Source organism: Mycolicibacterium sp. lyk4-40-TYG-92, assembly GCF_030209435.1.
In the GTDB taxonomy this organism is placed as follows: domain Bacteria; phylum Actinomycetota; class Actinomycetes; order Mycobacteriales; family Mycobacteriaceae; genus Mycobacterium.
In genome coordinates, this window is record NZ_JARVRX010000001.1 from 705,449 (window position 1) to 727,707 (window position 22,259).

27 protein-coding genes and 1 pseudogene are annotated in these 22,259 nt (G+C 67.6%); 24 read left to right on the forward strand and 4 right to left on the reverse strand.

Annotated features, from left to right (window positions below; genetic code table 11):
* Positions 1 to 4: 4 nt before the first annotated feature.
* The gene (mftR, locus tag QRN63_RS03500; RefSeq protein ID WP_267318935.1) at positions 5 to 637 is read right to left on the reverse strand and encodes a mycofactocin system transcriptional regulator MftR; all 633 of its coding nucleotides are present in this window, start codon (positions 635 to 637) and stop codon (positions 5 to 7) included.
* A 101-nt stretch (positions 638 to 738) separates the two neighbouring features.
* On the opposite strand from mftR, the gene mftA reads away from it, so the two are divergent.
* The 7 genes from mftA to mftG all read left to right on the forward strand — a co-directional run bounded on the left by mftA (position 739) and on the right by mftG (position 7,307).
* Positions 739 to 846, forward strand: a complete 108-nt coding sequence (gene mftA / locus QRN63_RS03505; RefSeq protein ID WP_267318936.1) for a mycofactocin precursor MftA — start codon at positions 739 to 741, stop codon at positions 844 to 846.
* A 2-nt stretch (positions 847 to 848) separates the two neighbouring features.
* On the forward strand, positions 849 to 1,184 hold the full coding sequence (gene mftB / locus QRN63_RS03510; RefSeq protein WP_502888073.1) for a mycofactocin biosynthesis chaperone MftB: 336 nt from the start codon (positions 849 to 851) through the stop codon (positions 1,182 to 1,184).
* The gene (gene mftC / locus QRN63_RS03515) at positions 1,181 to 2,383 is read left to right on the forward strand and encodes a mycofactocin radical SAM maturase (protein WP_267318938.1); all 1,203 of its coding nucleotides are present in this window, start codon (positions 1,181 to 1,183) and stop codon (positions 2,381 to 2,383) included. The genes mftB and mftC overlap by 4 nt, the downstream gene beginning before the upstream one ends.
* A 2-nt stretch (positions 2,384 to 2,385) precedes the next feature.
* Positions 2,386 to 3,561 carry a pre-mycofactocin synthase MftD gene (mftD, locus tag QRN63_RS03520; protein WP_285029214.1) on the forward strand — a complete coding sequence of 392 codons (1,176 nt, stop codon included), beginning with the start codon at positions 2,386 to 2,388 and terminating at the stop codon, positions 3,559 to 3,561.
* Between the two features lie 137 nt (positions 3,562 to 3,698).
* Positions 3,699 to 4,469 (forward strand): mycofactocin biosynthesis peptidyl-dipeptidase MftE, encoded by a 771-nt coding sequence (mftE, locus tag QRN63_RS03525; protein WP_285029687.1) that lies wholly within the window; start codon positions 3,699 to 3,701, stop codon positions 4,467 to 4,469.
* 16 nt (positions 4,470 to 4,485) lie between these two features.
* A complete protein-coding gene (gene mftF / locus QRN63_RS03530) occupies positions 4,486 to 5,904 on the forward strand; it encodes a mycofactocin biosynthesis glycosyltransferase MftF (protein ID WP_267318940.1) in 1,419 nt (472 codons plus the stop codon).
* Complete coding sequence (mftG, locus tag QRN63_RS03535) at positions 5,901 to 7,307, forward strand: mycofactocin dehydrogenase MftG (protein ID WP_285029217.1); 1,407 nt, start codon at positions 5,901 to 5,903, stop codon at positions 7,305 to 7,307. The genes mftF and mftG overlap by 4 nt, the downstream gene beginning before the upstream one ends.
* 49 nt (positions 7,308 to 7,356) lie before the next feature.
* Here mftG and QRN63_RS03540 read toward each other — a convergent pair whose 3' ends face one another.
* A complete protein-coding gene (locus tag QRN63_RS03540; RefSeq protein ID WP_350224429.1) occupies positions 7,357 to 8,934 on the reverse strand; it encodes an MFS transporter in 1,578 nt (525 codons plus the stop codon).
* 82 nt (positions 8,935 to 9,016) lie between these two features.
* On the opposite strand from QRN63_RS03540, the gene QRN63_RS03545 reads away from it, so the two are divergent.
* Entirely contained in the window at positions 9,017 to 9,658 is a 642-nt protein-coding gene (locus tag QRN63_RS03545) for a TetR/AcrR family transcriptional regulator (protein ID WP_285029219.1), read from the forward strand.
* On the opposite strand, the gene QRN63_RS03550 is transcribed toward QRN63_RS03545, so the two are convergent.
* Positions 9,624 to 10,874: a cytochrome P450 gene (locus QRN63_RS03550; RefSeq protein WP_285029220.1), complete on the reverse strand. Its 1,251-nt coding sequence runs from the start codon at positions 10,872 to 10,874 to the stop codon at positions 9,624 to 9,626. The genes QRN63_RS03545 and QRN63_RS03550 overlap by 35 nt on opposite strands.
* Before the next feature lie 126 nt (positions 10,875 to 11,000).
* Between QRN63_RS03550 and QRN63_RS03555 the strand changes: the two genes are divergently transcribed.
* Both QRN63_RS03555 and QRN63_RS03560 read left to right on the forward strand, forming a co-directional pair.
* On the forward strand, positions 11,001 to 12,638 hold the full coding sequence (locus QRN63_RS03555) for a carboxylesterase/lipase family protein (RefSeq protein WP_285029222.1): 1,638 nt from the start codon (positions 11,001 to 11,003) through the stop codon (positions 12,636 to 12,638).
* 122 nt (positions 12,639 to 12,760) lie between these two features.
* Positions 12,761 to 13,114, forward strand: coding sequence for a nuclear transport factor 2 family protein (locus QRN63_RS03560; RefSeq protein ID WP_285029224.1), 354 nt, complete (start codon positions 12,761 to 12,763; stop codon positions 13,112 to 13,114).
* 8 nt (positions 13,115 to 13,122) lie between these two features.
* Here QRN63_RS03560 and QRN63_RS03565 read toward each other — a convergent pair whose 3' ends face one another.
* On the reverse strand, positions 13,123 to 13,596 hold the full coding sequence (locus QRN63_RS03565) for a hotdog fold domain-containing protein (protein WP_285029226.1): 474 nt from the start codon (positions 13,594 to 13,596) through the stop codon (positions 13,123 to 13,125).
* 686 nt (positions 13,597 to 14,282) lie between these two features.
* Between QRN63_RS03565 and rpsJ the strand changes: the two genes are divergently transcribed.
* From rpsJ to QRN63_RS03635, 14 genes and pseudogenes are all read left to right on the forward strand, one after another.
* Positions 14,283 to 14,588, forward strand: a complete 306-nt coding sequence (gene rpsJ, locus QRN63_RS03570) for a 30S ribosomal protein S10 (RefSeq protein ID WP_003883485.1) — start codon at positions 14,283 to 14,285, stop codon at positions 14,586 to 14,588.
* A gap of 13 nt (positions 14,589 to 14,601) precedes the next feature.
* On the forward strand, positions 14,602 to 15,255 hold the full coding sequence (gene rplC, locus QRN63_RS03575; protein WP_267318947.1) for a 50S ribosomal protein L3: 654 nt from the start codon (positions 14,602 to 14,604) through the stop codon (positions 15,253 to 15,255).
* Positions 15,255 to 15,902 (forward strand): 50S ribosomal protein L4, encoded by a 648-nt coding sequence (gene rplD / locus QRN63_RS03580; protein ID WP_267318948.1) that lies wholly within the window; start codon positions 15,255 to 15,257, stop codon positions 15,900 to 15,902. Before rplC ends, rplD begins: the two co-directional genes overlap by 1 nt.
* On the forward strand, positions 15,902 to 16,204 hold the full coding sequence (rplW, locus tag QRN63_RS03585) for a 50S ribosomal protein L23 (protein ID WP_029119743.1): 303 nt from the start codon (positions 15,902 to 15,904) through the stop codon (positions 16,202 to 16,204). Before rplD ends, rplW begins: the two co-directional genes overlap by 1 nt.
* Positions 16,205 to 16,233: 29 nt before the next feature.
* Positions 16,234 to 17,070 (forward strand): 50S ribosomal protein L2, encoded by an 837-nt coding sequence (gene rplB, locus QRN63_RS03590; protein WP_061002785.1) that lies wholly within the window; start codon positions 16,234 to 16,236, stop codon positions 17,068 to 17,070.
* Between the two features lie 18 nt (positions 17,071 to 17,088).
* Positions 17,089 to 17,370, forward strand: coding sequence for a 30S ribosomal protein S19 (gene rpsS / locus QRN63_RS03595; protein WP_020101403.1), 282 nt, complete (start codon positions 17,089 to 17,091; stop codon positions 17,368 to 17,370).
* Positions 17,370 to 17,867 (forward strand): 50S ribosomal protein L22, encoded by a 498-nt coding sequence (gene rplV / locus QRN63_RS03600; protein WP_285029501.1) that lies wholly within the window; start codon positions 17,370 to 17,372, stop codon positions 17,865 to 17,867. The genes rpsS and rplV overlap by 1 nt, the downstream gene beginning before the upstream one ends.
* Positions 17,867 to 18,682 (forward strand): 30S ribosomal protein S3, encoded by an 816-nt coding sequence (gene rpsC, locus QRN63_RS03605; RefSeq protein WP_267318950.1) that lies wholly within the window; start codon positions 17,867 to 17,869, stop codon positions 18,680 to 18,682. Before rplV ends, rpsC begins: the two co-directional genes overlap by 1 nt.
* A gap of 2 nt (positions 18,683 to 18,684) precedes the next feature.
* Positions 18,685 to 19,101 carry a 50S ribosomal protein L16 gene (gene rplP / locus QRN63_RS03610; RefSeq protein ID WP_020101406.1) on the forward strand — a complete coding sequence of 139 codons (417 nt, stop codon included), beginning with the start codon at positions 18,685 to 18,687 and terminating at the stop codon, positions 19,099 to 19,101.
* The gene (gene rpmC, locus QRN63_RS03615) at positions 19,101 to 19,331 is read left to right on the forward strand and encodes a 50S ribosomal protein L29 (RefSeq protein ID WP_267318951.1); all 231 of its coding nucleotides are present in this window, start codon (positions 19,101 to 19,103) and stop codon (positions 19,329 to 19,331) included. Before rplP ends, rpmC begins: the two co-directional genes overlap by 1 nt.
* A gap of 2 nt (positions 19,332 to 19,333) precedes the next feature.
* Positions 19,334 to 19,630: a 30S ribosomal protein S17 gene (gene rpsQ / locus QRN63_RS03620; protein WP_020101408.1), complete on the forward strand. Its 297-nt coding sequence runs from the start codon at positions 19,334 to 19,336 to the stop codon at positions 19,628 to 19,630.
* 117 nt (positions 19,631 to 19,747) lie between these two features.
* Positions 19,748 to 20,920 (forward strand): annotated as a pseudogene (locus tag QRN63_RS03625) (cytochrome c biogenesis protein/redoxin); the annotation flags it as partial.
* A gap of 30 nt (positions 20,921 to 20,950) precedes the next feature.
* Complete coding sequence (sigK, locus tag QRN63_RS03630) at positions 20,951 to 21,514, forward strand: ECF RNA polymerase sigma factor SigK (protein ID WP_285029502.1); 564 nt, start codon at positions 20,951 to 20,953, stop codon at positions 21,512 to 21,514.
* The gene (locus QRN63_RS03635) at positions 21,511 to 22,197 is read left to right on the forward strand and encodes an anti-sigma factor (RefSeq protein ID WP_285029503.1); all 687 of its coding nucleotides are present in this window, start codon (positions 21,511 to 21,513) and stop codon (positions 22,195 to 22,197) included. The genes sigK and QRN63_RS03635 overlap by 4 nt, the downstream gene beginning before the upstream one ends.
* The last annotated feature ends 62 nt before the right edge of the window (positions 22,198 to 22,259 follow it).

The following is a 22,259-nucleotide window of genomic DNA, read 5'->3' on the forward strand; positions in this document are numbered from 1 at the left end:
CAAATCACACCGAACGAAGTCCCTCGCGGACGATGTCGAAGGCTTCGCCCAGGGCGTCGGGCAGGGAGACGGTCTCGTCGGCGAGCCACTGTTCGTAGGCGGTCAGCGCCACTCCGAGCACCGTCCACGCCACTGTCTGCGGCACCAGCGCCGTCGGCTTGGTGTCCAGCCGGCGCGCGACGAATGCCGCGATCACGCCGCGCCACCCCGCGTACATCGTCATCGAGTAGGCCTGCAGCGCGTCGGTCTGCAGGATCACCTGCATCCGGCGCCGGTGCCGGGGCGTCTCGGACTCGTCAAAACTGTTGAATTCCAGCAGCGCCGAGCGCAGGGCGGCGTCCAATGGGACGTTGTGGGGGACGGCATTCAAGAGGTCCCGCAGGTCGGTCAGGCTCGCGTCGAAGTCGGCCCAGGGGATGGCGTTCTTCGAGGAGAAGTACCGGAAGAGGGTGCGCCGGGAGATTCCGGCGGCATGGGCGACGTCGTCGACGCTGACGTCGTCGAAGCCGCGGGTCGCGAACAGCTCGAGTGCCACATGGGTGATGTGGTCGCGCGTGGTGGAGCGGCGACGGCCCACCCGGCCGTGCTGAGGGGCGGTCCCGGCATCGCGCGCGGGACGCTCAGTCTCGGACCTCATCAGACCCGCCCTTCCTTTTCGGCACTCGATGCCATATTCTTGCGACCTGGATCACAGTTGTCGAGTTCCGGCAACTGCCACGGTAGCGAAAGGGGCGATCCATGGACTCGAATCAGCAAGTTGGAACCGACACTGCGCATGACGGCCACTTGGTCACCGAGACGCTCGTCGAAGAGGTCTCGATCGACGGTATGTGCGGGGTCTACTGACCGTGTCTGCACCAGCCGCGGCCCGGATCGGGCCCGAGGCGGCGTTCGATCCTGACCGCGGCTGGAAGCTGCACCACCAGGTCGCCGTCCGACCGGAACCGTTCGGCGCCCTCCTGTATCACTTTGGTACGCGCAAACTCTCGTTCCTGAAGAATCGCATCATCGTCGAGATCGTCAACTCGCTCGCCGACCATCCGGACGTCCGCAGCGCCTGCCGTGCCGCCGGTATCGACGATGACCAGCAGGGGCCGTATCTGCACGCGTTCGGCGTGTTGGTCCAGTCCAAGATGCTGATCCCGGCAGACCAGAACAGCCCCGAAGGATCCTCCGCTTCATGACCGCAACGGCACCCGTGCCCCGGCTGATCGAGCAGTTCGAGCACGGCCTCGACGCGCCCATCTGCCTCACCTGGGAACTCACCTACGCCTGCAACCTGTCCTGCGTGCACTGCCTGTCGTCGTCGGGCAAGCGCGACCCGCGCGAGTTGAGCACGCAGCAGTGCAAGGACATCATCGACGAGCTCGAGCGCATGCAGGTGTTCTACGTGAACATCGGTGGCGGCGAGCCGACGGTGCGGTCCGATTTCTGGGAGCTCGTCGACTACGCCACCGAGCACCACGTCGGCGTCAAGTTCTCCACCAACGGTGTGCGCATCGATGAGGCGGTCGCCGCCAAGTTGGCCGCGAGCGACTATGTGGACGTTCAGATTTCGCTCGACGGCGCCACCGCGGAGATCAACGACGCGGTGCGCGGCCCGGGCTCGTTCGCCATGGCGATCCGGGCGCTGGAGAACTTGAAGAACGCCGGTTTCAAGGACGCCAAGATCTCGGTCGTGGTGACCCGGCACAACGTCGACCAGCTCGACGATTTCAAGGCCCTCGCCGACAACTACGGCGCTACCCTGCGCATCACCCGGCTGCGTCCGTCCGGCCGCGGTGCCGATGTGTGGGACGACCTGCACCCCACCGCCGAGCAGCAGGTGCAGCTGTACAACTGGCTGGTCGCCAAGGGCGAGCGGGTGCTCACCGGAGACTCGTTCTTCCACCTGTCGGGCCTCGGCGAGCCCGGTGCGCTGGCCGGCCTGAACCTGTGCGGCGCCGGTCGCGTCGTGTGCCTGATCGATCCCGTGGGCGACGTGTACGCTTGCCCGTTCGCCATCCACGAGCGCTTCCTGGCCGGAAACATCCTCAGCGACACCGGTTTTGGCGCCGGCTTCCAGAACGTCTGGCAGAACGCCCCGCTGTTCCGTGAGCTCCGGGAACCGCAGTCGGCCGGCGCCTGCAACAGCTGCGGGCACTACGACAGCTGCCGCGGCGGCTGCATGGCGGCCAAGTTCTTCACGGGCCTGCCCATGGACGGCCCGGACCCCGAGTGCGTGCAGGGCTACGGCGAACCCGCACTGGCGCTCGATCGCGACAAGCCCAAGTCGCACCTCGACCACTCGCGCAGTGGTGGCCGCAAGGGGCCCATCCCGCTCAAACTCCTGGCCATGCCGGCCAAGGCTCCCCAGAAATTCTGTAACGAAAGCCCCGTCTGATCATGGCCCGTGATACCTGGTTCGAAACCGTCGCCATCGCGCAGGAGCGCGCGAAGAAGCGGCTCCCCAAGTCCGCCTACTCGTCGCTGATCTCCGCGAGCGAGAAGGGCCTGACGGTCGCCGACAACGTCGCGGCGTTCGGCGAGCTCGGCTTCGCGCCGCACGTCATCGGCGCGCTGGACAAGCGTGAGATGGCCACAACGGTTATGGGTCAAGAGATTTCGCTGCCCGTGATCATTTCTCCGACCGGCGTGCAGGCGATCCACCCGGACGGCGAGGTCGCCGTCGCGCGCGCCGCCGCGGCGCGCGGCACTGCCATGGGCCTGTCGTCGTTCGCGAGCAAGCCGATGGAAGAGGTCATCGCGGCCAACCCCAGGACGTTCTTCCAGATCTACTGGCTCGGCAGCCGCGACGACATCGCCGCGCGGGCGCAGCGCGCCAAAGACGCCGGTGCCAAGGGCCTCATCGTCACCACCGACTGGAGCTTCAGCCACGGCCGGGACTGGGGCAGCCCCAAGATCCCGGAGAAGATGGATCTCAAGACCATCGTGAAGATGAGCCCCGAGGTCATGACCAAGCCACGCTGGCTGCTGCAGTGGGCCAAGACCATGCGGCCGCCGGCTCTGTCGGTGCCGAACCAGGCCGTCAACGGCCAGGCCCCGCCGCCGTTCTTCCAGGCCTATGGCGAATGGATGGGCACTCCGGCGCCGACCTGGGAGGACATCGCCTGGCTACGCGAGCTGTGGGGCGGGCCGTTCATGCTCAAGGGTGTGATGCGCATCGACGACGCCAAACGTGCTGTGGATGCCGGTGTTTCGGCCATCTCGGTGTCCAACCACGGCGGTAACAACCTGGACAGCACCCCGGCGTCCATCCGGGCGCTGCCCGCCATCGCCGAGGCCGTCGGCGACCAGGTCGAGGTTTTGCTGGACGGCGGTATCCGCCGCGGCAGCGATGTGGTCAAGGCGCTGGCGCTCGGTGCCCGCGCGGTCATGCTCGGCCGGGCCTACCTGTGGGGGCTCGCGGCCGAGGGTCAGGCCGGCGTCGAGAACGTGCTCGACATCATGCACGGCGGTATCGACTCCGCGCTGCGTGGCCTGGGCAAGGCCTCGATCCATGACCTCGGACCGGACGACATCCTGGTGCCGGAAGGCTTCACGCGGCGGCTCGGCGGCTGAGCCTGCGGGCGGCCCGGCGGGATTCGACGGGTCCGCTGATACGCGCGGTGCTGACGTGGCTGACGTGATGGTCGCCGGGGTATTGACAACCGGGGCGATTTGACCATTCGCTACGAATTGTTGCGTATACGGCAACAATTGGCGCACAGCGGGCAAATTCGGCTTACCATCGCGGGGTGCCTTTTCCCAGCGAGCTCGGGAACTCGACGTCGAGGCAGTTGCAAGCCATGCGGCCTTCGTTGATCGTCCCGGTTGGTTCCACCGAGCAGCATGGGCCGCACCTGCCGCTGGATACCGATACCCGGATCGCTGAGGCGGTGTCGCGGTCCGTGGCGGCCCGGCTGCGTGAGGCGACGCCCGGCGTCGGTCAGCCCACATGGCTGGTCGCGTCTGCCATCAGCTACGGCGCCAGCGGTGAGCACGAGAGCTTCCCCGGCACCATCTCGATCGGCCTGGCCGCGCTGGAACATCTGCTGGTCGAATTCGGGCGGTCGGCCGGTAACTGGGCGGGCCGGATCGTGTTCGTCAACGGTCACGGCGGCAATGTGGCGGCGCTGACGGCGGCGACGACGCTGCTGCGGGCCGAGGGGCGCGACGTGGCCTGGTGCCCGTGCACCGCCGCCGGGGCGGACGCCCACGCGGGCCATACCGAAACGTCTGTACTGCTGCATCTTTCACCGGCCGACGTCTGGGTCGACGAAAGCGTCGTCGGCAACACCGCGCCGCTGCCGGAGCTGCTGCCGGCCCTGCGCCGCGGCGGAGTGGCGGCGGTAAGCCCGGTGGGGGTGCTGGGCGATCCGACGACTGCCACCGCCGCCGATGGGTCCCGTATCTTTGCAGAAATGGTCGAAGGCTCCGTGCGCCGGATCAGCGCATGGCAGCCGAGCTCTGGGGGGATGCTCGCGTGATGACGGGGGTGGGACAGTGACTGGGCCGCGGCTGCCTGACGGCTTTGCCGTCCAAGTAGATCGCCGGGTCAAGGTGCTGGGTGAGGGCGCCGCGCTGCTCGGTGGCTCGCCGACACGACTGCTGCGGCTGGCTCCGGCGGCGCAGACCATGCTCGACCGCGGCCGCCTGGAGGTCCACGACGCGCAGAGCGCGCAGCTGGCCCGCACGCTGCTCGACGCCACGGTGGCGCACCCACGGCCGGCGACCGGGCCGTCGCACCGCGACGTGACCGTCGTTGTCCCGGTACGTGACAACGCCGTTGGCGTCGCCCGGCTGGTGCGCTCCCTGCGCGGCATGCGCGTCGTCGTCGTCGACGACGGCTCCGTGGTGCCGCTGCAGGCCGCGGACTTCTGCGATCTGGCCGGCCACTGCGATGTCCGGGTCCTCCGGCACGACGTCAGCCGGGGCCCGGCCGCGGCGCGCAATACCGGGCTGGCCGCCTGCGAGACCGATTTCGTGGCGTTCCTGGATTCCGACGTGGTGCCACGTCGCGGGTGGCTGGAAGCGCTGCTGGGGCACTTTTGCGACCCGGCCGTCGCGTTGGTCGCGCCGCGCATCGTCGGCCTGCACGAGCCCGACAACCTGATCGCGCGCTACGAGGCCGTGCGCTCGTCTCTCGACCTGGGGATGCGGGAAGCCCCGGTGGTGCCGTACGGCATGGTGGCCTACGTCCCGAGTGCGGCCATCATCTGCCGGCGCGCGGCGCTGGACCAGGTGGGCGGTTTCGACGAGTCGCTGCAGTCCGGCGAGGACGTGGACCTGTGCTGGCGGTTCATCGAGGCCGGGGCCCGGCTGCGGTACGAACCGATCGCGCTGGTCGGCCACGATCACCGCACCGCATTGGGAGAATGGTTCGCCCGCAAGGCCTTTTACGGTTCCTCTGCCGCGCCGCTGTCGGTGCGGCACCCGGGCAAGACGGCGCCGCTGGTCATTTCGGGCTGGACCCTGGTGGTCTGGGTGCTGCTGGCCATGGGGTCCGGCGTGGGTTACCTGGCGTCGACCGTCGCCGCCGCCATCACGGGCCGGCGCATCGCCAACTCGTTGCGATCGGTCGATACCGAACCGCGCGAGGTCGCCGCGGTGGCCGCCCAGGGACTGTGGGCCGCGGCCCTGCAACTCGCCGCGGCGCTGTGCCGGCATTACTGGCCGGTGGCGCTGGTGCTGGCGGTGTGTTTCCGGCGCTGGCGGCAGGTGGTGCTGATCGCCGCGATTGTGGACGGTGTCGTCGACTGGGCCCGCCGCCACCACACCGTCGACGACGACACCCAGCGCGTCGGCCTGCTGGCCTACCTGCTGCTCAAGCGCCTCGACGACATCGCCTACGGTCTCGGGCTGTGGGGTGGCGTGGTGCGCGAGCGCAATCTGGGTGCGCTCAAGCCGCAGATCCGGACTTGAGGCCACGCCACGACGACGTCCTGATCGTCGGTGCCGGTAGCGCCGGCTGCGTTCTGGCCGAGCGTCTTTCGGTCGATCGCGCCTGCCGGGTGACGCTGCTCGAGACCGGCGGCACGGTCCGCCCGGAGCCGGGCTGGGTGCTGCCCATCGGAGTCGACAGCGCCGTGGCCCGACAGCACCGCACGACGCTGACGCAGAATCCGGCCCGGTCCGTGGACATCGTGCGCGGGCGGGTGCTGGGTGGCTCCGGGGCCATCAACGGCGGCTATTTCTGTCGCGCCTGGCCGGCCGATTTCGCGGACTGGGCAGTGCCGGGCTGGTCCTGGTCCGACGTCCTGCCGCACTACTGTGCCATCGAGACGGACCATGACTTCGGGGGCACCGAACACGGTTCGTCGGGGCCGGTCCCCGTACGCCGTATCAGCGAATTCGCAGCATCCTCACAGGCTTTCCGTGATGCGGCGGGTGCCCGGTACCTCTGGATCGACGATCTCAATGCCGCGGCCGGGGTGCGGCCGGGCCTCGGTGCGGTGCCGCTCAACATCGACGACACCGGACACCGGCACGGTCCCGGCGAGGTCTACCTGACGGCCGCGCGCGGCCGGGACAACCTGACGGTGCTTGCCGGCACCCGCGCGCTGCGGGTGTTGTTCGACGGTGGCCGTGCGGTGGGTGTCAGGTGTCTCGGTCCCGAGGGCGTGGTCGACCGGTATGCCGACCGGATCGTGTTGTGCGCCGGGGCAATTGAATCCGCGCATCTGTTGCTGCTGTCCGGGATCGGTCCGGCTGCGCAGTTGCGGCGCGTCGGCGTACCGGTGGTGGCGGACCTGCCGGTGGGAGCCGCGTGCGCCGATCATCCGGAATGGGTGGTGCCGACCACCTGGCCGGCAGAGCCCGGGCGCCCGCCGCTCGAATTGGTGCTCACCACCGGCGAATTGGAGATCCGGCCCTACACCTGGGGTTTCGCGGCCATGACCGGCGGGGTCACCGATGGCGCGGACCCGGTGCACATAGGCATCTCGCTCATGCGGCCGCGCGCGCAGGGCCGGGTACTGCTGGTGTCGGACGATCCAGACGTGCGTCCCATCATCGAACACCGCTACGACGCGGACCCGGCCGATGCCGCCGCGCTGCACATCGGCCACGAACTGTGTCGCGACCTGTTCGGCGGCGCTGTCGCCGGCGGTGAGCCCGCCTGGTCCACCGCGCAGCATCTGTCGGCCACGGCCCCGATGGGCGCCGACGGCGACGAACGCGCTGTCCTCGATCCGCAGTGCCGGGTGCGCGGGGTCGACGGACTGTGGGTGGCCGACGGCGCCGCGCTGCCCGGTATCACCGGCCGGGGACCGCACGCGACCATCGTCATGCTGGCGCACCGGGCCGCGCAGTTCATCGCATCGTGACCGCCTAGCTGCCGGCTCTGGCGCGAAACGTCGAAAACGTTTGCCGCAGTTAGCTGTTGGGCGGGGTGTGCTCGCGGCCGGGAGCCCAGAAGGCGATCAGTACGCCGGCGACCGCGGTGATCGATGCCAGCACCACCAGGGACGTCTGCATGGCGTGCAGGAACGCCACCCGGGCCACGTTCACGAGCTGACCACCCACCGGGCCGAGATGGGGCGCGGCGGCCAGCGCGCCGGCCAGCGAGCCCTGCGCGGCGTCCTGTACCGGAGCCGGAAAACCGGAAACGGCGGGCCCGATGTGTTTGGTGTATCCGGCTGCCAGGAGCGATCCCGTCAGCGCGATGCCGATGGCTGCGCCCACCTCCCGGGTGGTGTCGTTGACTGCTGACGCGACGCCTTGCTTGTCATCGGACACGGACGTCATGATCGCTGAAGTCGTTGGTGCGGTGAATAATCCGACTCCCGTGCTGATCACGAGCATGGGCCACGCCAGCGACCAGTAGGACGAGTCGACATGCACCTGACATGTGAGCAACAGGCCGGTCGCCAGCAGCAACAGGCCGGTGAACACCACGACGCGCAAGCCCAGCCTGGGCAGATACCACGCGGACAGCGGGGACAGGATCAGCAACGGGACGGCGAGCGGCGTCAAGGCGAACGCGGTGCCGATCGGGCTGTATCCCATGACCAGTTGCATGAGTTGCATCGCCAGGTAGAAGTAGCCGAACAGCACCATGAACAGCACCGTGATGGCTGCGGCTCCGGTGCCGAACTGACGAACGCGAAACAGTCGGACATCCAGCAGGGGGTACCGGGCCCGCAGCTCGATGATCGCGAACACCGTCCCCAGGATCAGGCCGCCGGCGATGCCGCCCAGCACCACCGGATGCGTCCAGCCTCGATCGGGCGCCGCCAGGATGCCGTAGACCAGCGCGGCGACCGCGGCGGCGATGACGACCGCGCCGGCGACATCCAACGGCTTGGCTTCAGGGTCACGGGAGCTCGTGATGGTCGTGGTCAGGACGGCGAGGGTGAGGCCCGCGGCGGCGAAGGCCCAGAAGATCGATTGCCAGGGCCAGAAGTGCAGCAGCACACCGGATCCCAGCATGCCGACCACCGCACCGCAGCCGCAGATGCCCGCCCAGATACCTACTGCCTTGGGGCGCTCGTCGGCCGGGTACGACGCGGTGATCAAGGACAGGGTCGCGGGCATCATGAACGCGGCGCCCGCGCCGGCCACCGCGCGGGCGGCGATGATGTGTGTCGGCGCGGTGCTCAGCGCCGGAACGATTGATGCCAGCGCGAAGACGGCCAGGCCGAACAGCAGGGCGCCGCGCCGCCCGTAGCGGTCGCCGATGGCTCCGGCCGGCAGCAACAGGCAGGCCAGGACCAGCGTGTAGCTGTCGATGATCCAGGTCAGCTGGGTCTGGTTGGCCGATGTCGCCACGGCGATGTCACCCAGCGCGGTGTTGAGCGCCACCATCGACGAAATCACCATCAGCACACTGCAACACGCCACGCAGAGGGTCCAGGCGCGGCGCCGCGAGGCGGGTGCGGGGTCCGTCGTCGGGGCGATCTCGGGGTTGGTGTCCGCGCCGGCGGGGCTCACCGCGCTCGCCTTGTCGGCCATGCGGTCACCTTCCGGTAGTTTCAAGACTGATGATCTTCAAACGAGACTAACAGTCTCGTTTGTCGCCCGGAGGTGATTGGCGTTGTCCAGCGAACATGGTGACCCGCGGCCGGCCCGTTCGCGGGCGCGGCTTCTCGAGGCGGCGACCGCTCTGCTGCGTTCCGGCGGCCCCAGCGCCGTGACGGTCGATGCGGTGATCCGTGCGTCCAATGTGGCCAGGGCCACCCTCTATCGGCACTATGCCAGCGGAAATGACTTGCTGGCAGCGGCATTTCACGCGCTCATCCCGCCGGCGCCCGTGCCGCTCGCCGAGGGGGAGCTGCGCGATCGGTTGATCGCGCTGGTGCGCGCGCAGGCCGAACTGATCGCCGAGGCGCCGGTCAGCCTGGCGGCCATGTCGTGGCTGGCGCTCGGCGGCAATCTCGAACACCTGCCGTGGGGCGCGGCCGCGACCGAGAGCGCCGAGGTCCGTAACCTGCGGGAGCGGGTGGCCGAGCAGTACGCCGTCCCGTTCGAGGCGGTGCTGTCCAGTCCCGAGGCCGTCGCCGAGTTGGGTGACGTCGACCGGGTCCGCGCGGCGGCGTTGTTACTCGGCCCGATCGTGCTCGGCAAGCTCAGTACGCTGCCCGACTTCGATTACCGCGAGATCGCCGTCGCCGCCGTCGACGGATTCCTCGCGACTCATCGCGTCAGCGCAGCGAGTACCGGATCGGCAGGTGCTTGAAGCCGCCGACGAATGTCGTCGCGGAAAGCTCCGGGGGGCCGGCCAATTCGATCGAGTCCAGCCGAGGTAGCAGTTCGGAGAACAAGCTGTTCATCTCCATGCGCGCCAGCGCGGCGCCGAGACAGAAGTGCACGCCGTAACCGAACGCCAGGTGCTTGTTCGGCTCGCGCCCGACGTCGAACCGGAACGGATCGGTGAACACCTCTTCGTCGCGGTTGCCGGAAACGTAAGCGAGATAGACGGATTCGCCCGCAGCGATCGGCACCCCGCGGACGACGGTGTCGGCGGTCGCGGTGCGCATGAACTCCTTCACCGGCGTGCTCCACCGGATCATCTCCTCGATCGCGGTCGGCATCAGGTCGGGATTCGCCTTCAGGCGGGCCAACTCACCGGGATTCTCGATCAGCGCGTGCAGCCCACCTGAGATGGCGTCCTTGGTGGTGTCGTGGCCGGCGCTGGCGACGATCACGTAGTAGGACGCGGTGTCCATGTCGCTGAGGGGTTCGCCGTCGATACGGCCATTCGCGATGGCCGATGCCAGGTCGTCGGTGGGGTTGGCGCGCCGGGATGCGGTCAGCGCGGCGAAGTACTGGAAGAAGTCGAGAAGCACGGCGAACAGCTCTTCGGGCGACTGGCCGCGAGAGTACTCCTCGTCATCGCCGCCGAACATCTCCTGCGTGAGCGTGTGCATGCGGTCGTAGTCCTCCTCGGGGAGGCCGAGCAGCGACATGATCACATAGAGCGGGAACTGGATCGCGATCTCTTCGACGAAGTCGCATTCCGGGCCGGCATCGCGCATCCGGTCGACGTACCGCTTCGCCAGTTCGTCGACGCGGACCTTGAGGTCGCGCATGGCCTTGGGTCGGAACCAGTCGGCGCCGATGGCGCGGATCTTGCGGTGGTGCGGGTCGTCCATGTGGATCAAGGTCCGCAGCCCCATGCCCGCCTCGGCCTGGGCCTTCAACAGATCCTCGGCGTCGGCCTGCATCAGCAGTGGACGGGGCTCGCTGATGAACAGGTTGTTGTCCCGTTCGATGGCCATGATGTCGGCGTGTTTGGTGATTGCCCAGAACGGGCGGTACGGCGGATTGTCCACCCAGGCAACGGGATTGGTTGCGCGGAGATGAGTAAGTGCGGTGTGGAGCCGGTGGTCGTCGGCGTAGGCGGTGGGGTCGGCAAGGACCTTGGCGGCCTCGTCGGTGGTGGGTGCAGTCATTGAACTCCTCGCACGGACGCAAACTTGACAGCTGTCAAGTGGAGTGTAGGGCGTTCGATGTCCGATGGGGAGGGGGTCGCCGGAAATATTTATGAGCTGTATTTCGGCGGGTGTTCAGTACGCTGGGTGCTCGTGTCGTCCGCCCATCCGCGCACACTGCTGCAGCGCGCTGCAGCAGTGGTTGCCGCGGTGCTACTGGTGGCCGGCTGCGGCCTGGACTCCCACAGCGAGGGTGCCACGTCCGGCGTGCCCGACGCGGTGACAACTGATCCGGCGCTTGTGCACACCGCGTCGGGGACCGTCCGCGGGCTGGTCAACCCCGACCTCCGTTTCTTCGGTGGAATCCCTTATGCCGCACCACCGTTGGGTGCGCTGCGCTTCCGCCCGCCGGCTCCCGCGCTCGCGTGGGACGGTGCGCGAGACGGCGCAAAACCGGGTGCTCGCTGCATCCAGGACCCCAAGGGCGACCTCGAGATGGGCCGCAACACCAGCGAGGACTGTCTGACGGTCAACGTCTGGACGCCGCCGGTGCGGGCCTCCGGCGAACGTCGACCGGTGCTGGTGTGGCTCCACGGCGGCGGGTTCATCAACGGCTCCAGCAGCATCTACAACTCGACCCGGCTGACCACGCGCGGTGACGTCGTGGTGGTGACCGTCAACTACCGCCTCGGCGCACTGGGTTTCCTGGCCCATCCCGCGTTGGGTGCCGGACCCGACATCGGCAACTACGGACTGGCCGATCAGCAGGCGGCGCTGCGCTGGGTGCGCGACAACATCGCCGCGTTCGGCGGCGACCCCGACAAGGTGACCATCGCCGGCGAATCCGCCGGCGGGATGTCGGTGTGCGACCACCTCGTCGCTCCCGACTCGGCCGGTCTCTTCCGCGGTGCCATCATCGCCAGTGGGCCGTGCCAGGCGCAGGGCGCGCTGCCCGAGGCCACCCGCGCCAGCCTGGCCTATGCGAAGGCCGCGGGCTGCGGCGATCCGGCAGTCGCGGCGGACTGTCTACGCAATCTGCCGCTCGACAAACTGCGAAAGCCGGTGTGGTACTACGGAATCGGCGAGAACATGCTGAGCGGGCCCGTGTCCGGGACGACGCTCCTGCCGGTCGATCCGATGCGGGCCATCAGCGACGGTGCTGCGGCACGGGTTCCGGTAATGATCGGCACCACCCGCGACGAGTTCACCCTCTTCGTGGCGCTGCAGTATCTACGCGCGGGCAAGCGGTTTCATGCCGACGCCTACCCCCACCTGCTGGAGTCGACATTCGGCGCCGACGCCGGTGCGGTGGCCGAGCGCTACCCGCTGGACCGCTACGGCGGCAGCGCCGCGGTCGCCTATTCGACGGCTGTCACCGACGGGGCGTTCGCGTGCGTGGCGGACCGCATCGGCGACGAATTGGGTGTCGACGCGCCGGTGTACGGGTACGAGTTCGCCGATCCGGCGCCACCGACGCCGGATCCTTTGCGCCACTTGCCTTTCCCTGTTGGTGCCAGCCACTCGCTGGACCTGCGCTACATCTTCAACATGGGTGGAGCGCCACCGCCGACGCCGCCGCAGATCGCGCTCTCGGATCAGATGATCGACTACTGGAGCTCGTTCGTCCGCGATGGTCGGCCCAGCGCGGAGGGTGCGCCGGATTGGCCACCGCTGGCCGGCGGCGACCACGACCCCCGCATGTCGCTGCGTCCCGACGGAAGTCGATTGGTCACGGACTACGACCAGGTGCACCAATGCGCGTTCTGGGGGACTCTGCAGCACTGACTGCTACGTCGAACGTGGGGGATCCTGGTGTCGTCAACGGCGTGTCTTCTCGGCAAGCCGCACGTTCGGCGCACGGAAAATGGCTTGCCCATCCAGGCGCGTGTCCACTTCGATGGGGCGGCATGACGCTTCCCGATGCCGACGGATTCGCCCACGAGTGGTGCGCGGCCTGGAACGCACACGACGTCGAGGCGGTCCTGTCGCATTTCCACGACGACGTCGTCTTCACCTCACCGGTCGCGGCGCGTGTCGTGCCCGAATCCGGGGGAGTGGTGCGGGGGAAAGACGCGCTCCGCCGGTACTGGACCACCGCGCTGACGGCGCACCCTGAGCTGCACTTCGAGATCGTGGCCACCTATATAGGGACGCAGACGCTCGTCATCAATTACCGCAACCACCGCGGCCAGTTGGTCAACGAGGTGCTGATCTTCGACGGTGACCTGGTGCGCGAAGGCCACGGCACCTATCTCGACTGAGGCCGCGATCAGGCGGGCGTCACCCACGTCGTGATGTCGGCGTGGACGACCTCCTCGCCGCTGGCGTCGACCACCGATACCGACACCACGACGTCGGTGCCTTTCGTCAGGGTCCCGAAGTCGGGGACATCGACCCGCGCGTGCGCCCGCAGCGACGTGGTGGCCTTCGCGAGGTACTGCACGTTCATGGCCTTGGGAATCCAGCGGTGGCTCGTCGGCACCGTCGCTTCCATCGCCATCCCCATCGCGGCTTCGGCCGCGTTGCACGACGCGATCGCGTGCACGGTGTGCAGATGGTTGTAGACGAAGAACCACTTCGGCACCGCCACCTCGGCGTAGCCCGGCTCCATCGTCACCACGCGGGGCAGCACCGACGCGAAGTACGGCACCCGCACCATGGCGGCCGCGGAGAACATCAGACTGCCGCCAGGCCGTCCGGAGAGCTGCTTCCAGGCACGGTAAGTGGGGCGCAGTGTCGACATGGCTCTATCTTACTCGGAAGTAAGTTCGGCGCCGACGCCAATTCTGCGTCGGCGGCCCGGTCCACTCGCCCTTTTGCGGCACCAGTTCAGAGTCAACGGGAGGACCGGCTAGGCGTGCGTTGAGGCTGTACCCAGGGCGCTCCTTGCTCGCACTTTTGTGCCACCAGTACAGAGTCAACGACTGGCGTGGCTGCATACGCGTTGACCCTGTACCTGGGGCGCACTCCACTCGCACTTTTTGCGCCACCACCGCGGGATCAACCGGACGTCTCGGCCAACTCGCTAACCAGGGCGCGACGTCAGCGCCCCACCGCAGAATCAAGGCAGAATGAACCGGAATCACCGCAGGACGGGCCGCAGAACCCGGGCGCGCCGAACGGTTCCCCAGCGGATTTGGAGCGAGCCCGGATCTGGGGCATACTGTTCGGGTTGCCTTGCGCCGGGTTCGCCCGCTGCGGGCATACGACCGGCGCCCATCACGGGCGCATCCGGTCCCAGCATCGCCCACGATGGAATTTCCAGCGCGGACGACTGTGCGCAAAGGCGACACGCCCGAGCGCGGGGGTCGGTGAACCACAGAAACGTAAAGAGCGGCGGCATAGCCAGCGCGCGCATTCGGATTCCCGAGGCGTGCGTATTGAAGACCAGGCCCGAGCACGGGCCCGTGAAAGTTAGGTAGGAGAAGCGTGGCGGGACAGAAGATCCGCATCAGGCTCAAGGCCTACGACCACGAGGCGATTGACGCCTCGGCGCGCAAGATCGTTGAGACGGTCACCCGTACGGGAGCAAGCGTGGTCGGCCCGGTGCCGCTGCCGACCGAGAAGAACGTGTACTGCGTCATCCGGTCTCCCCATAAGTACAAGGACTCGCGGGAGCATTTCGAAATGCGTACCCACAAGCGCCTTATCGACATCCTCGACCCCACGCCGAAGACCGTTGACGCCTTGATGCGCATCGATCTGCCGGCGAGCGTCGACGTCAACATCCAGTAGGAGACCCAGAAAAATGGCACGCAAAGGCATTTTGGGCACCAAGCTGGGCATGACGCAGGTGTTCGACGAGAACAACAAAGTCGTCCCGGTCACGGTCGTGAAGGCCGGCCCCAACGTGGTGACCCGCATCCGTACCACCGAGCGCGACGGCTACAGCGCCGTGCAGCTCGCCTACGGCGAGATCAGCCCGCGCAAGGTGAACAAGCCGGTCACCGGCCAGTTCGCCGCTGCAGGCGTCAACCCGCGTCGGCACCTGGCCGAGCTCCGTCTCGACGACGAGTCCGCCGCTGCTGAGTACGAGGTCGGCCAGGAGCTGACCGCCGAGATCTTCGCCGACGGCGTGTACGTCGACGTGACCGGCACCAGCAAGGGCAAGGGCTTCGCCGGCACGATGAAGCGTCACGGCTTCAAGGGCCAGGGCGCCGCGCACGGCGCTCAGGCTGTGCACCGTCGTCCCGGTTCGATCGGTGGCTGCGCCACCCCGGGCCGTGTCTTCAAGGGCACCCGCATGTCCGGCCGCATGGGTAGTGACCGCGTCACCACCCAGAACCTGAAGGTTCACAAGGTCGACGCCGAGAACGGTGTGTTGCTCATCAAGGGCGCCATCCCGGGCCGCAACGGTGGACTGGTGGTTGTCCGCACCGCAGTTAAGCGAGGCGAGAAGTAATGACTCTCAAGATTGACGTCAAGACCCCGGACGGCAAGAAGGACGGCTCTGTCGAGCTGCCCGCCGAGCTGTTCGACGTCGAGCCCAACATCGCGCTGATGCACCAGGTGGTGACGGCCCAGCTGGCCGCCGCTCGCCAGGGCACGCACGCCACCAAGACCCGGGCCATGGTGTCCGGTGGTGGCAAGAAGCCGTACCGCCAGAAGGGCACCGGCCGCGCCCGTCAGGGTTCGACCCGCGCCCCGCAGTTCACCGGTGGTGGTGTCGTCCACGGCCCGCAGCCGCGTGACTACAGCCAGCGGACCCCGAAGAAGATGATCGCTGCTGCCCTGCGCAGCGCGCTGTCGGACCGGGCCCGCAACGAGCGCATCCACGCGATCACCGAGCTGGTGGCCGGTCAGAACCCGTCGACCAAGAGCGCCAAGTCGTTCCTGTCGTCGCTGACCGACAACAAGAAGGTGCTCGTCGTGATCGGCCGCAGCGATGTGGTCGGCGCCAAGAGCGTCCGCAACCTGCCCGGTGTGCACGTGATCTCGCCGGATCAGCTGAACACCTACGACGTGCTGAACGCCGACGACCTGGTGTTCTCGGTGGAGGCGCTCAATGCCTACATCACCGCCAACACGAAAGAGGAGGTGTCGGCCTGATGGCTACCGTGACTGATCCTCGCGACATCATCCTGGCCCCGGTCATCTCGGAGAAGTCCTACGGGCTCATCGAGGACAACACGTACACGTTCATCGTGGCGCCGGAGTCCAACAAGACGCAGATCAAGATCGCTATCGAGAAGATCTTCGACGTGAAGGTCGACTCGGTGAACACCGCGAACCGGAAGGGCAAGCGCAAGCGCACCCGCACCGGTTACGGCCAGCGCAAGAGCACCAAGCGCGCGATCGTGACCCTGTCCGCCGGCAGCAAGCCGATCGAACTGTTCGGAGCTCCGGCCTGATCGGCCGGGAGTTAAGGGATTAACTGATAATGGGAATTCGCAAGTACAAGCCGACGACCCCGGGTCGTCGCGGTTCGAGCGTCTCCGACTTCGCCGAGATCACTCGTTCGACTCCGGAGAAGTCGCTGATCCGTCCGCTGCACGGCACTGGTGGTCGTAACGCCCACGGCCGCATCACGACTCGCCACAAGGGTGGCGGTCACAAGCGTGCCTACCGCGTCATCGACTTCCGTCGCCATGACAAGGACGGCGTCAACGCCAAGGTCGCGCACATCGAGTACGACCCGAACCGCACCGCGAACATCGCGCTGCTCCACTTCGTGGACGGCGAGAAGCGCTACATCATCGCCCCCAAGGACCTCAAGCAGGGCGACGTTGTCGAGTCGGGCCCCAACGCCGACATCAAGCCGGGCAACAACCTGCCGATGCGCAACATCCCGGCCGGTACCGTCATCCACGCCGTGGAGCTGCGTCCGGGCGGCGGCGCCAAGCTGGCCCGCTCGGCCGGTGTCAGCATCCAGCTGCTCGGTAAGGAAGGCGCCTACGCCACGCTGCGTATGCCGTCGGGTGAAATCCGTCGCGTCGACGTGCGCTGCCGCGCCACCGTCGGCGAGGTCGGCAACGCCGAGCAGGCGAACATCAACTGGGGTAAGGCCGGCCGTATGCGGTGGAAGGGCAAGCGCCCGACCGTCCGTGGTGTCGTGATGAACCCGGTTGACCACCCGCACGGTGGTGGTGAGGGCAAGACCTCCGGTGGTCGTCACCCGGTCAGCCCGTGGGGCAAGCCCGAGGGCCGTACCCGCAAGCCGAACAAGCCGAGCGACAAGCTCATCGTCCGCCGCCGGCGCACCGGCAAGAAGCGCTAGGCCGGAAAGGAATAGACGATGCCTCGTAGCCTCAAGAAGGGTCCGTTCGTCGACGACCATCTGTTGAAGAAGGTCGACGCGCAGAACGAGAAGAACACCAAGCAGGTCATCAAGACCTGGTCCCGTCGGTCGACCATCATCCCCGACTTCATCGGCCACACCTTCGCCGTCCACGACGGTCGCAAGCACGTGCCGGTGTTCGTCAGCGAAGCGATGGTTGGGCACAAGCTCGGCGAGTTCGCCCCGACGCGGACCTTCAAGGGTCACATCAAGGACGACCGGAAGAGCAAGCGCCGCTAATGACTACCGTTACTGAATACCCGTCCGCGAGCGCCAAAGCGCGCTTCGTGCGTGTGTCGGCGAGCAAGGCCCGCCGGGTCATCGACCTGGTCCGTGGCAAGAGCGTCGAAGAGGCGCTCGACATCCTGCGGTGGGCACCGCAGGCTGCCAGCGAGCCGGTCGCCAAGGTGATCGCCAGTGCTGCCGCCAACGCGCAGAACAACGAGGGCCTGGACCCGACGACCCTCGTGGTCGCCACGGTCTTCGCCGACGAGGGCCCGACCGCCAAGCGCATCCGGCCGCGCGCCCAGGGGCGTGCGTACCGAATCCGCAAGCGCACCAGCCACATCACTGTGGTCGTCGAGAGCCGTCCGGCCAAGGACAAGGGCGCGAAGGGCGCAACGGCTGGTGCCGCGCGTGCTCGTCGTGCGCAGGGCAGCAAGGCTTCGGCCGCTGCGAAGGCAGCGGCATCGGACACAGCTGCCAAGTCCGCTGACTCGAAGGGAGGCTCGGAGTAGTGGGCCAGAAAATCAACCCGCACGGCTTCCGCCTCGGTATCACCACCGAATGGAAGTCCCGTTGGTACGCCGACAAGCAGTACGCGGACTACGTCAAGGAAGACGTCGCCATCCGCAAGCTGCTGGCCACCGGCCTGGAGCGCGCCGGCATCGCCGACGTGCAGATCGAGCGCACGCGTGACCGCGTCCGGGTGGACATCCACACCGCACGTCCGGGCATCGTCATCGGTCGCCGTGGCACCGAGGCCGACCGCATCCGCGCCGACCTGGAGAAGCTGACCGGCAAGCAGGTTCAGCTGAACATCCTCGAGGTCAAGAGCCCCGAGAGCGTCGCGCAGCTGGTGGCGCAGGGCGTCGCCGAGCAGCTGAGCAACCGTGTCGCGTTCCGTCGTGCCATGCGCAAGGCCATCCAGTCGGCCATGCGTCAGCCGAACGTCAAGGGCATCCGGGTGCAGTGCTCGGGCCGCCTCGGCGGTGCTGAGATGAGCCGCTCGGAGTTCTACCGCGAAGGTCGCGTGCCGCTTCACACGCTGCGCGCCGACATTGATTACGGCCTGTTCGAGGCCAAGACCACATTCGGCCGTATCGGCGTGAAGGTGTGGATCTACAAGGGCGACATCGTCGGTGGCAAGCGTGAGCTCGCCGCCGCCGCTCCCGCCGCCGACCGTCCCCGTCGGGATCGTCCGTCCGGTACCCGTCCGCGTCGCAGCGGTTCGTCGGGCACCACGGCGACCAGCACCGAGGCCGGCCGCGCTGTGGACGTCGCTGTTGAGGCCCCCGCCGGCGATGCGCCGTCGGAAGCAACGGAGAGCTAAGCATGCTGATTCCCCGCAAGGTCAAGCACCGCAAGCAGCACCACCCGGAGCAGCGCGGTATCGCCAGCGGCGGCACCTCGGTCAGCTTCGGTGACTACGGCATCCAGGCCCTGGGCCACGCCTACATCACCAACCGGCAGATCGAGTCCGCTCGTATCGCCATCAACCGGCACATCAAGCGTGGCGGCAAGGTCTGGATCAACATCTTCCCGGACCGCCCGCTGACCAAGAAGCCTGCCGAAACCCGCATGGGTTCCGGTAAGGGTTCGCCGGAGTGGTGGGTCGCCAACGTCAAGCCGGGTCGCGTGCTCTTCGAGCTCAGCTACCCCGACGAGAAGATCGCTCGTGAGGCGCTCACCCGCGCCATCCACAAGCTGCCCATCAAGGCTCGGATCGTCACCCGAGAGGAGCAGTTCTGATGTCAGTTGGAACTACGCCCGGTGAGCTCCGCGAGCTGACCGAGGAAGAGCTGACCACCCGTCTGCGTGAGTCGAAGGAAGAGCTGTTCAACCTTCGCTTCCAGATGGCCACCGGTCAGCTGTCGAACAACCGCCGGCTGCGCACCGTGCGGCAGGAGATCGCGCGGGTCTACACGATCCTGCGTGAACGCGAGTTGGGCCTGGCGTCCGGGCCGGTTGGTAAGGATTAGTCATGGCAGAAACTAAAGGCCCCAAGCACACGCCGGCCACCGAGACCGAGCGCGGCAGCCGCAAGACCGCCATCGGTTACGTGGTGTCCGACAAGATGGAAAAGACCATCGTGGTCGAGCTGGAATCCCGCAAGAGCCACCCGCTCTACGGGAAGATCATCCGGACCACCACCAAGGTCAAGGCGCACGACGAGAACGGCGATGCCGGTATCGGCGACCGCGTCTCGCTGATGGAGACCCGTCCGCTGTCGGCGACCAAGCGCTGGCGTCTGGTCGAGGTGCTCGAGAAGGCCAAGTAAGGCTTTCGACAGACATGGAACTGCCCCTCTTCTTCGGAAGAGGGGCAGTTTTGTCTTGCGCGGAGAATTCCGCCGCCGCAATCCAATCCGGATCGGTGTCGGCTCCGAATACGGGGCATGCACACCCTCGTCCTCATCGGTTTCCTCGGCGGACTGATCACCGGCATCTCGCCGTGCATCCTGCCGGTCCTGCCCGTGGTTCTGTTTTCCGGCACCAGCCGCCGCCCCTACCTGGTGATCGCCGGACTGGTGCTGAGCTTCAGCGTGGTGACCCTCGTCGGAACCGTCGTGCTGCAGCAGTTGCACCTACCGGCCGACATCATCCGCTGGGTCGGCCTGCTGGCGCTCACGGCCATCGGTGTCGGCTTGATCTTCCCGCGCGTCGAGCGCCTGCTGGAGGCGCCGTTCGCGCGCATCCCGCAACGGGACATCGCCGGCAGCCGTAAGGGTTTCGGCCTCGGTCTGGCGTTGGGCGTGCTCTACGCGCCATGCGCGGGGCCCGTGCTGGCGGCGATCGTCGTGGCCGGGGCGACCGGTCATATCGGGCTGGACACCGTCGCACTGACCGCGTCATTCGCGGTCGGCACCGCACTACCGTTGTTGCTGTTCGCGGTGGGTGGGCAGCGAGTTGCCGAGCGGGTCAAGGCATTTCAGCACCGGCAGCGGCAGATTCGGGTCGCCGCCGGGGTGGTCATGCTGGTGGCGGCAGTGGCCCTGGCGCTGAACCTGCCCGCCACGGTGCAACGGCAGATCCCCGACTACACCGCTACCTTGCAGGCGCGCATCGCGCCGGCCGGCGTCGGCTTGGCGAATTGCGCGGAGGGCGCGAGCGTCCTGCAGAACTGCGGCACCGCGCCGGACATCGTCGGCATCGACAGCTGGTTCAACACTCCGGGTGACGCACCGCTCGATCTGAAAGCCTTGCGCGGCAAGGTGGTTCTGGTCGACTTCTGGACCTACACCTGCATCAACTGCCAACGGGCGATCGAGCACGTCACCGGCTGGTACGACCGGTACAAGGACCAAGGCTTCACCGTCATCGGTGTGCACACACCGGAGTACCAGTTCGAGCACGAGCGCGACGGCGTCATCAAGGGTGCGGCCGACCTGCACATCAAGTACCCGGTCGCTCTGGACAATTCATATGACACCTGGAACAACTACCAGAACCAGTACTGGCCGGCGAGCTACCTGATCGACGCCGACGGTGTGGTGCGGCACATCAAATTCGGGGAAGGTGACTACGACGCCACTGAAGGCATGATCCGTGAGCTGCTGGCCCAGGCGAAGCACTGACCGATGCCGCTAGGCTGCTCGACGATGGCCCCGTCGTCTGAGCGAACTCCGGATCTCGGCGCCCTGTTGCGCCGGGTCGCCGACGGGGATGCCGCCGCGTTCGCGTCGTTCTACGACGCGACGTGTGCCCGGGTCTTCGGTCTGATCCTGCGGGTGCTGCGGGACCGCGGTTACAGCGAAGAGACGACGCAGGAGGTGTACGCCCAGGTGTGGCGGTCCGCTGCCGCGTTCGACCCGGGCGAGGGTTCGGCACTGGCCTGGGTGATGACGCTGGCCCATCGCCGCGCCGTCGATCGGGTACGTGCGGAGGCCGCGAGCAGCCGGCGTGAATGGGACTACGGCACAACGCATCTCGATCGGCCGTCCGATGTGGTGGCGGAGGAGGCGGTGCGGGGCGATGACCGTCGTCGGGTCGTGGGCTGTCTCGGCACCCTCACCGACTCGCAGCGTGAAACGATCGAGCTGGCCTACTACGACGGATTGACCCATGTGCAGGTCTCCGAGCGGCTTGCCACGAGTCTCGGCACGGTGAAATCGCGGATGCGCGATGGGCTGCGCAAGCTCCGTGATTGTCTGGGGGAGTCATGAGCGTTCCGTCCGAATTCGAACTGCTCGAGCTTGCGGTGCCCTACGCGTTGGACGCCGTCTCTGATGCCGAGCGCGCCGACATCGAGCGGCGATTGGCGGGTGCCCCGGTGTCCGTCGCGGACGCGTTCCGCCGGCAGGTGACCGAGACCCGGGAGACGCTGGCGACGCTGTCGGACGCCACGGCCGTCCACCCGCCGGCGGCGCTCAGAGATGCTGTTCTGCATGGCCATCGGGGCCGGGTCCGTGAACACCGTTGGCGCAATGGAGTTCTGGCGGCGGCCGCGGTTCTCGCGGTCGGCGGCAGCGCGTTCGCCGCGGGTTGGATGCTGCGCCCGCCGTCGGCGCCGCCGGTCGCCGAACAGGTGATGACGGCACCGGACGTTCGCTCCGTTTCGACGGCTCTGCGCTCCGGTGGGACGGCGACCGTCGTCTACTCGCGGCAGCGCGGCGACGGGATGGTGGTGTTCGACGGGGCTGCCGCGCCGCCCCCGGGCATGGCCTATCAGGTCTGGCTGATGATGGACGGTGTCCCGGTCGCTTCGGGGCCGGCGGTTTCCAGCCTGCGCACCATGATGGTGCCGAACATCAGGCGGGCGACGGCGCTGGGCGTGACCGTTGAGCCGGTGGGGCGTACGGGGGATTCGCCTCCAGGCGACATGGTGGGGCGGGTCGTGCTGCCCTAGACTTGGGCCGGCGCGGAACTCGTCGTGAACGTCAATATCGCGGATGCGGCTCAGCCGCGGGG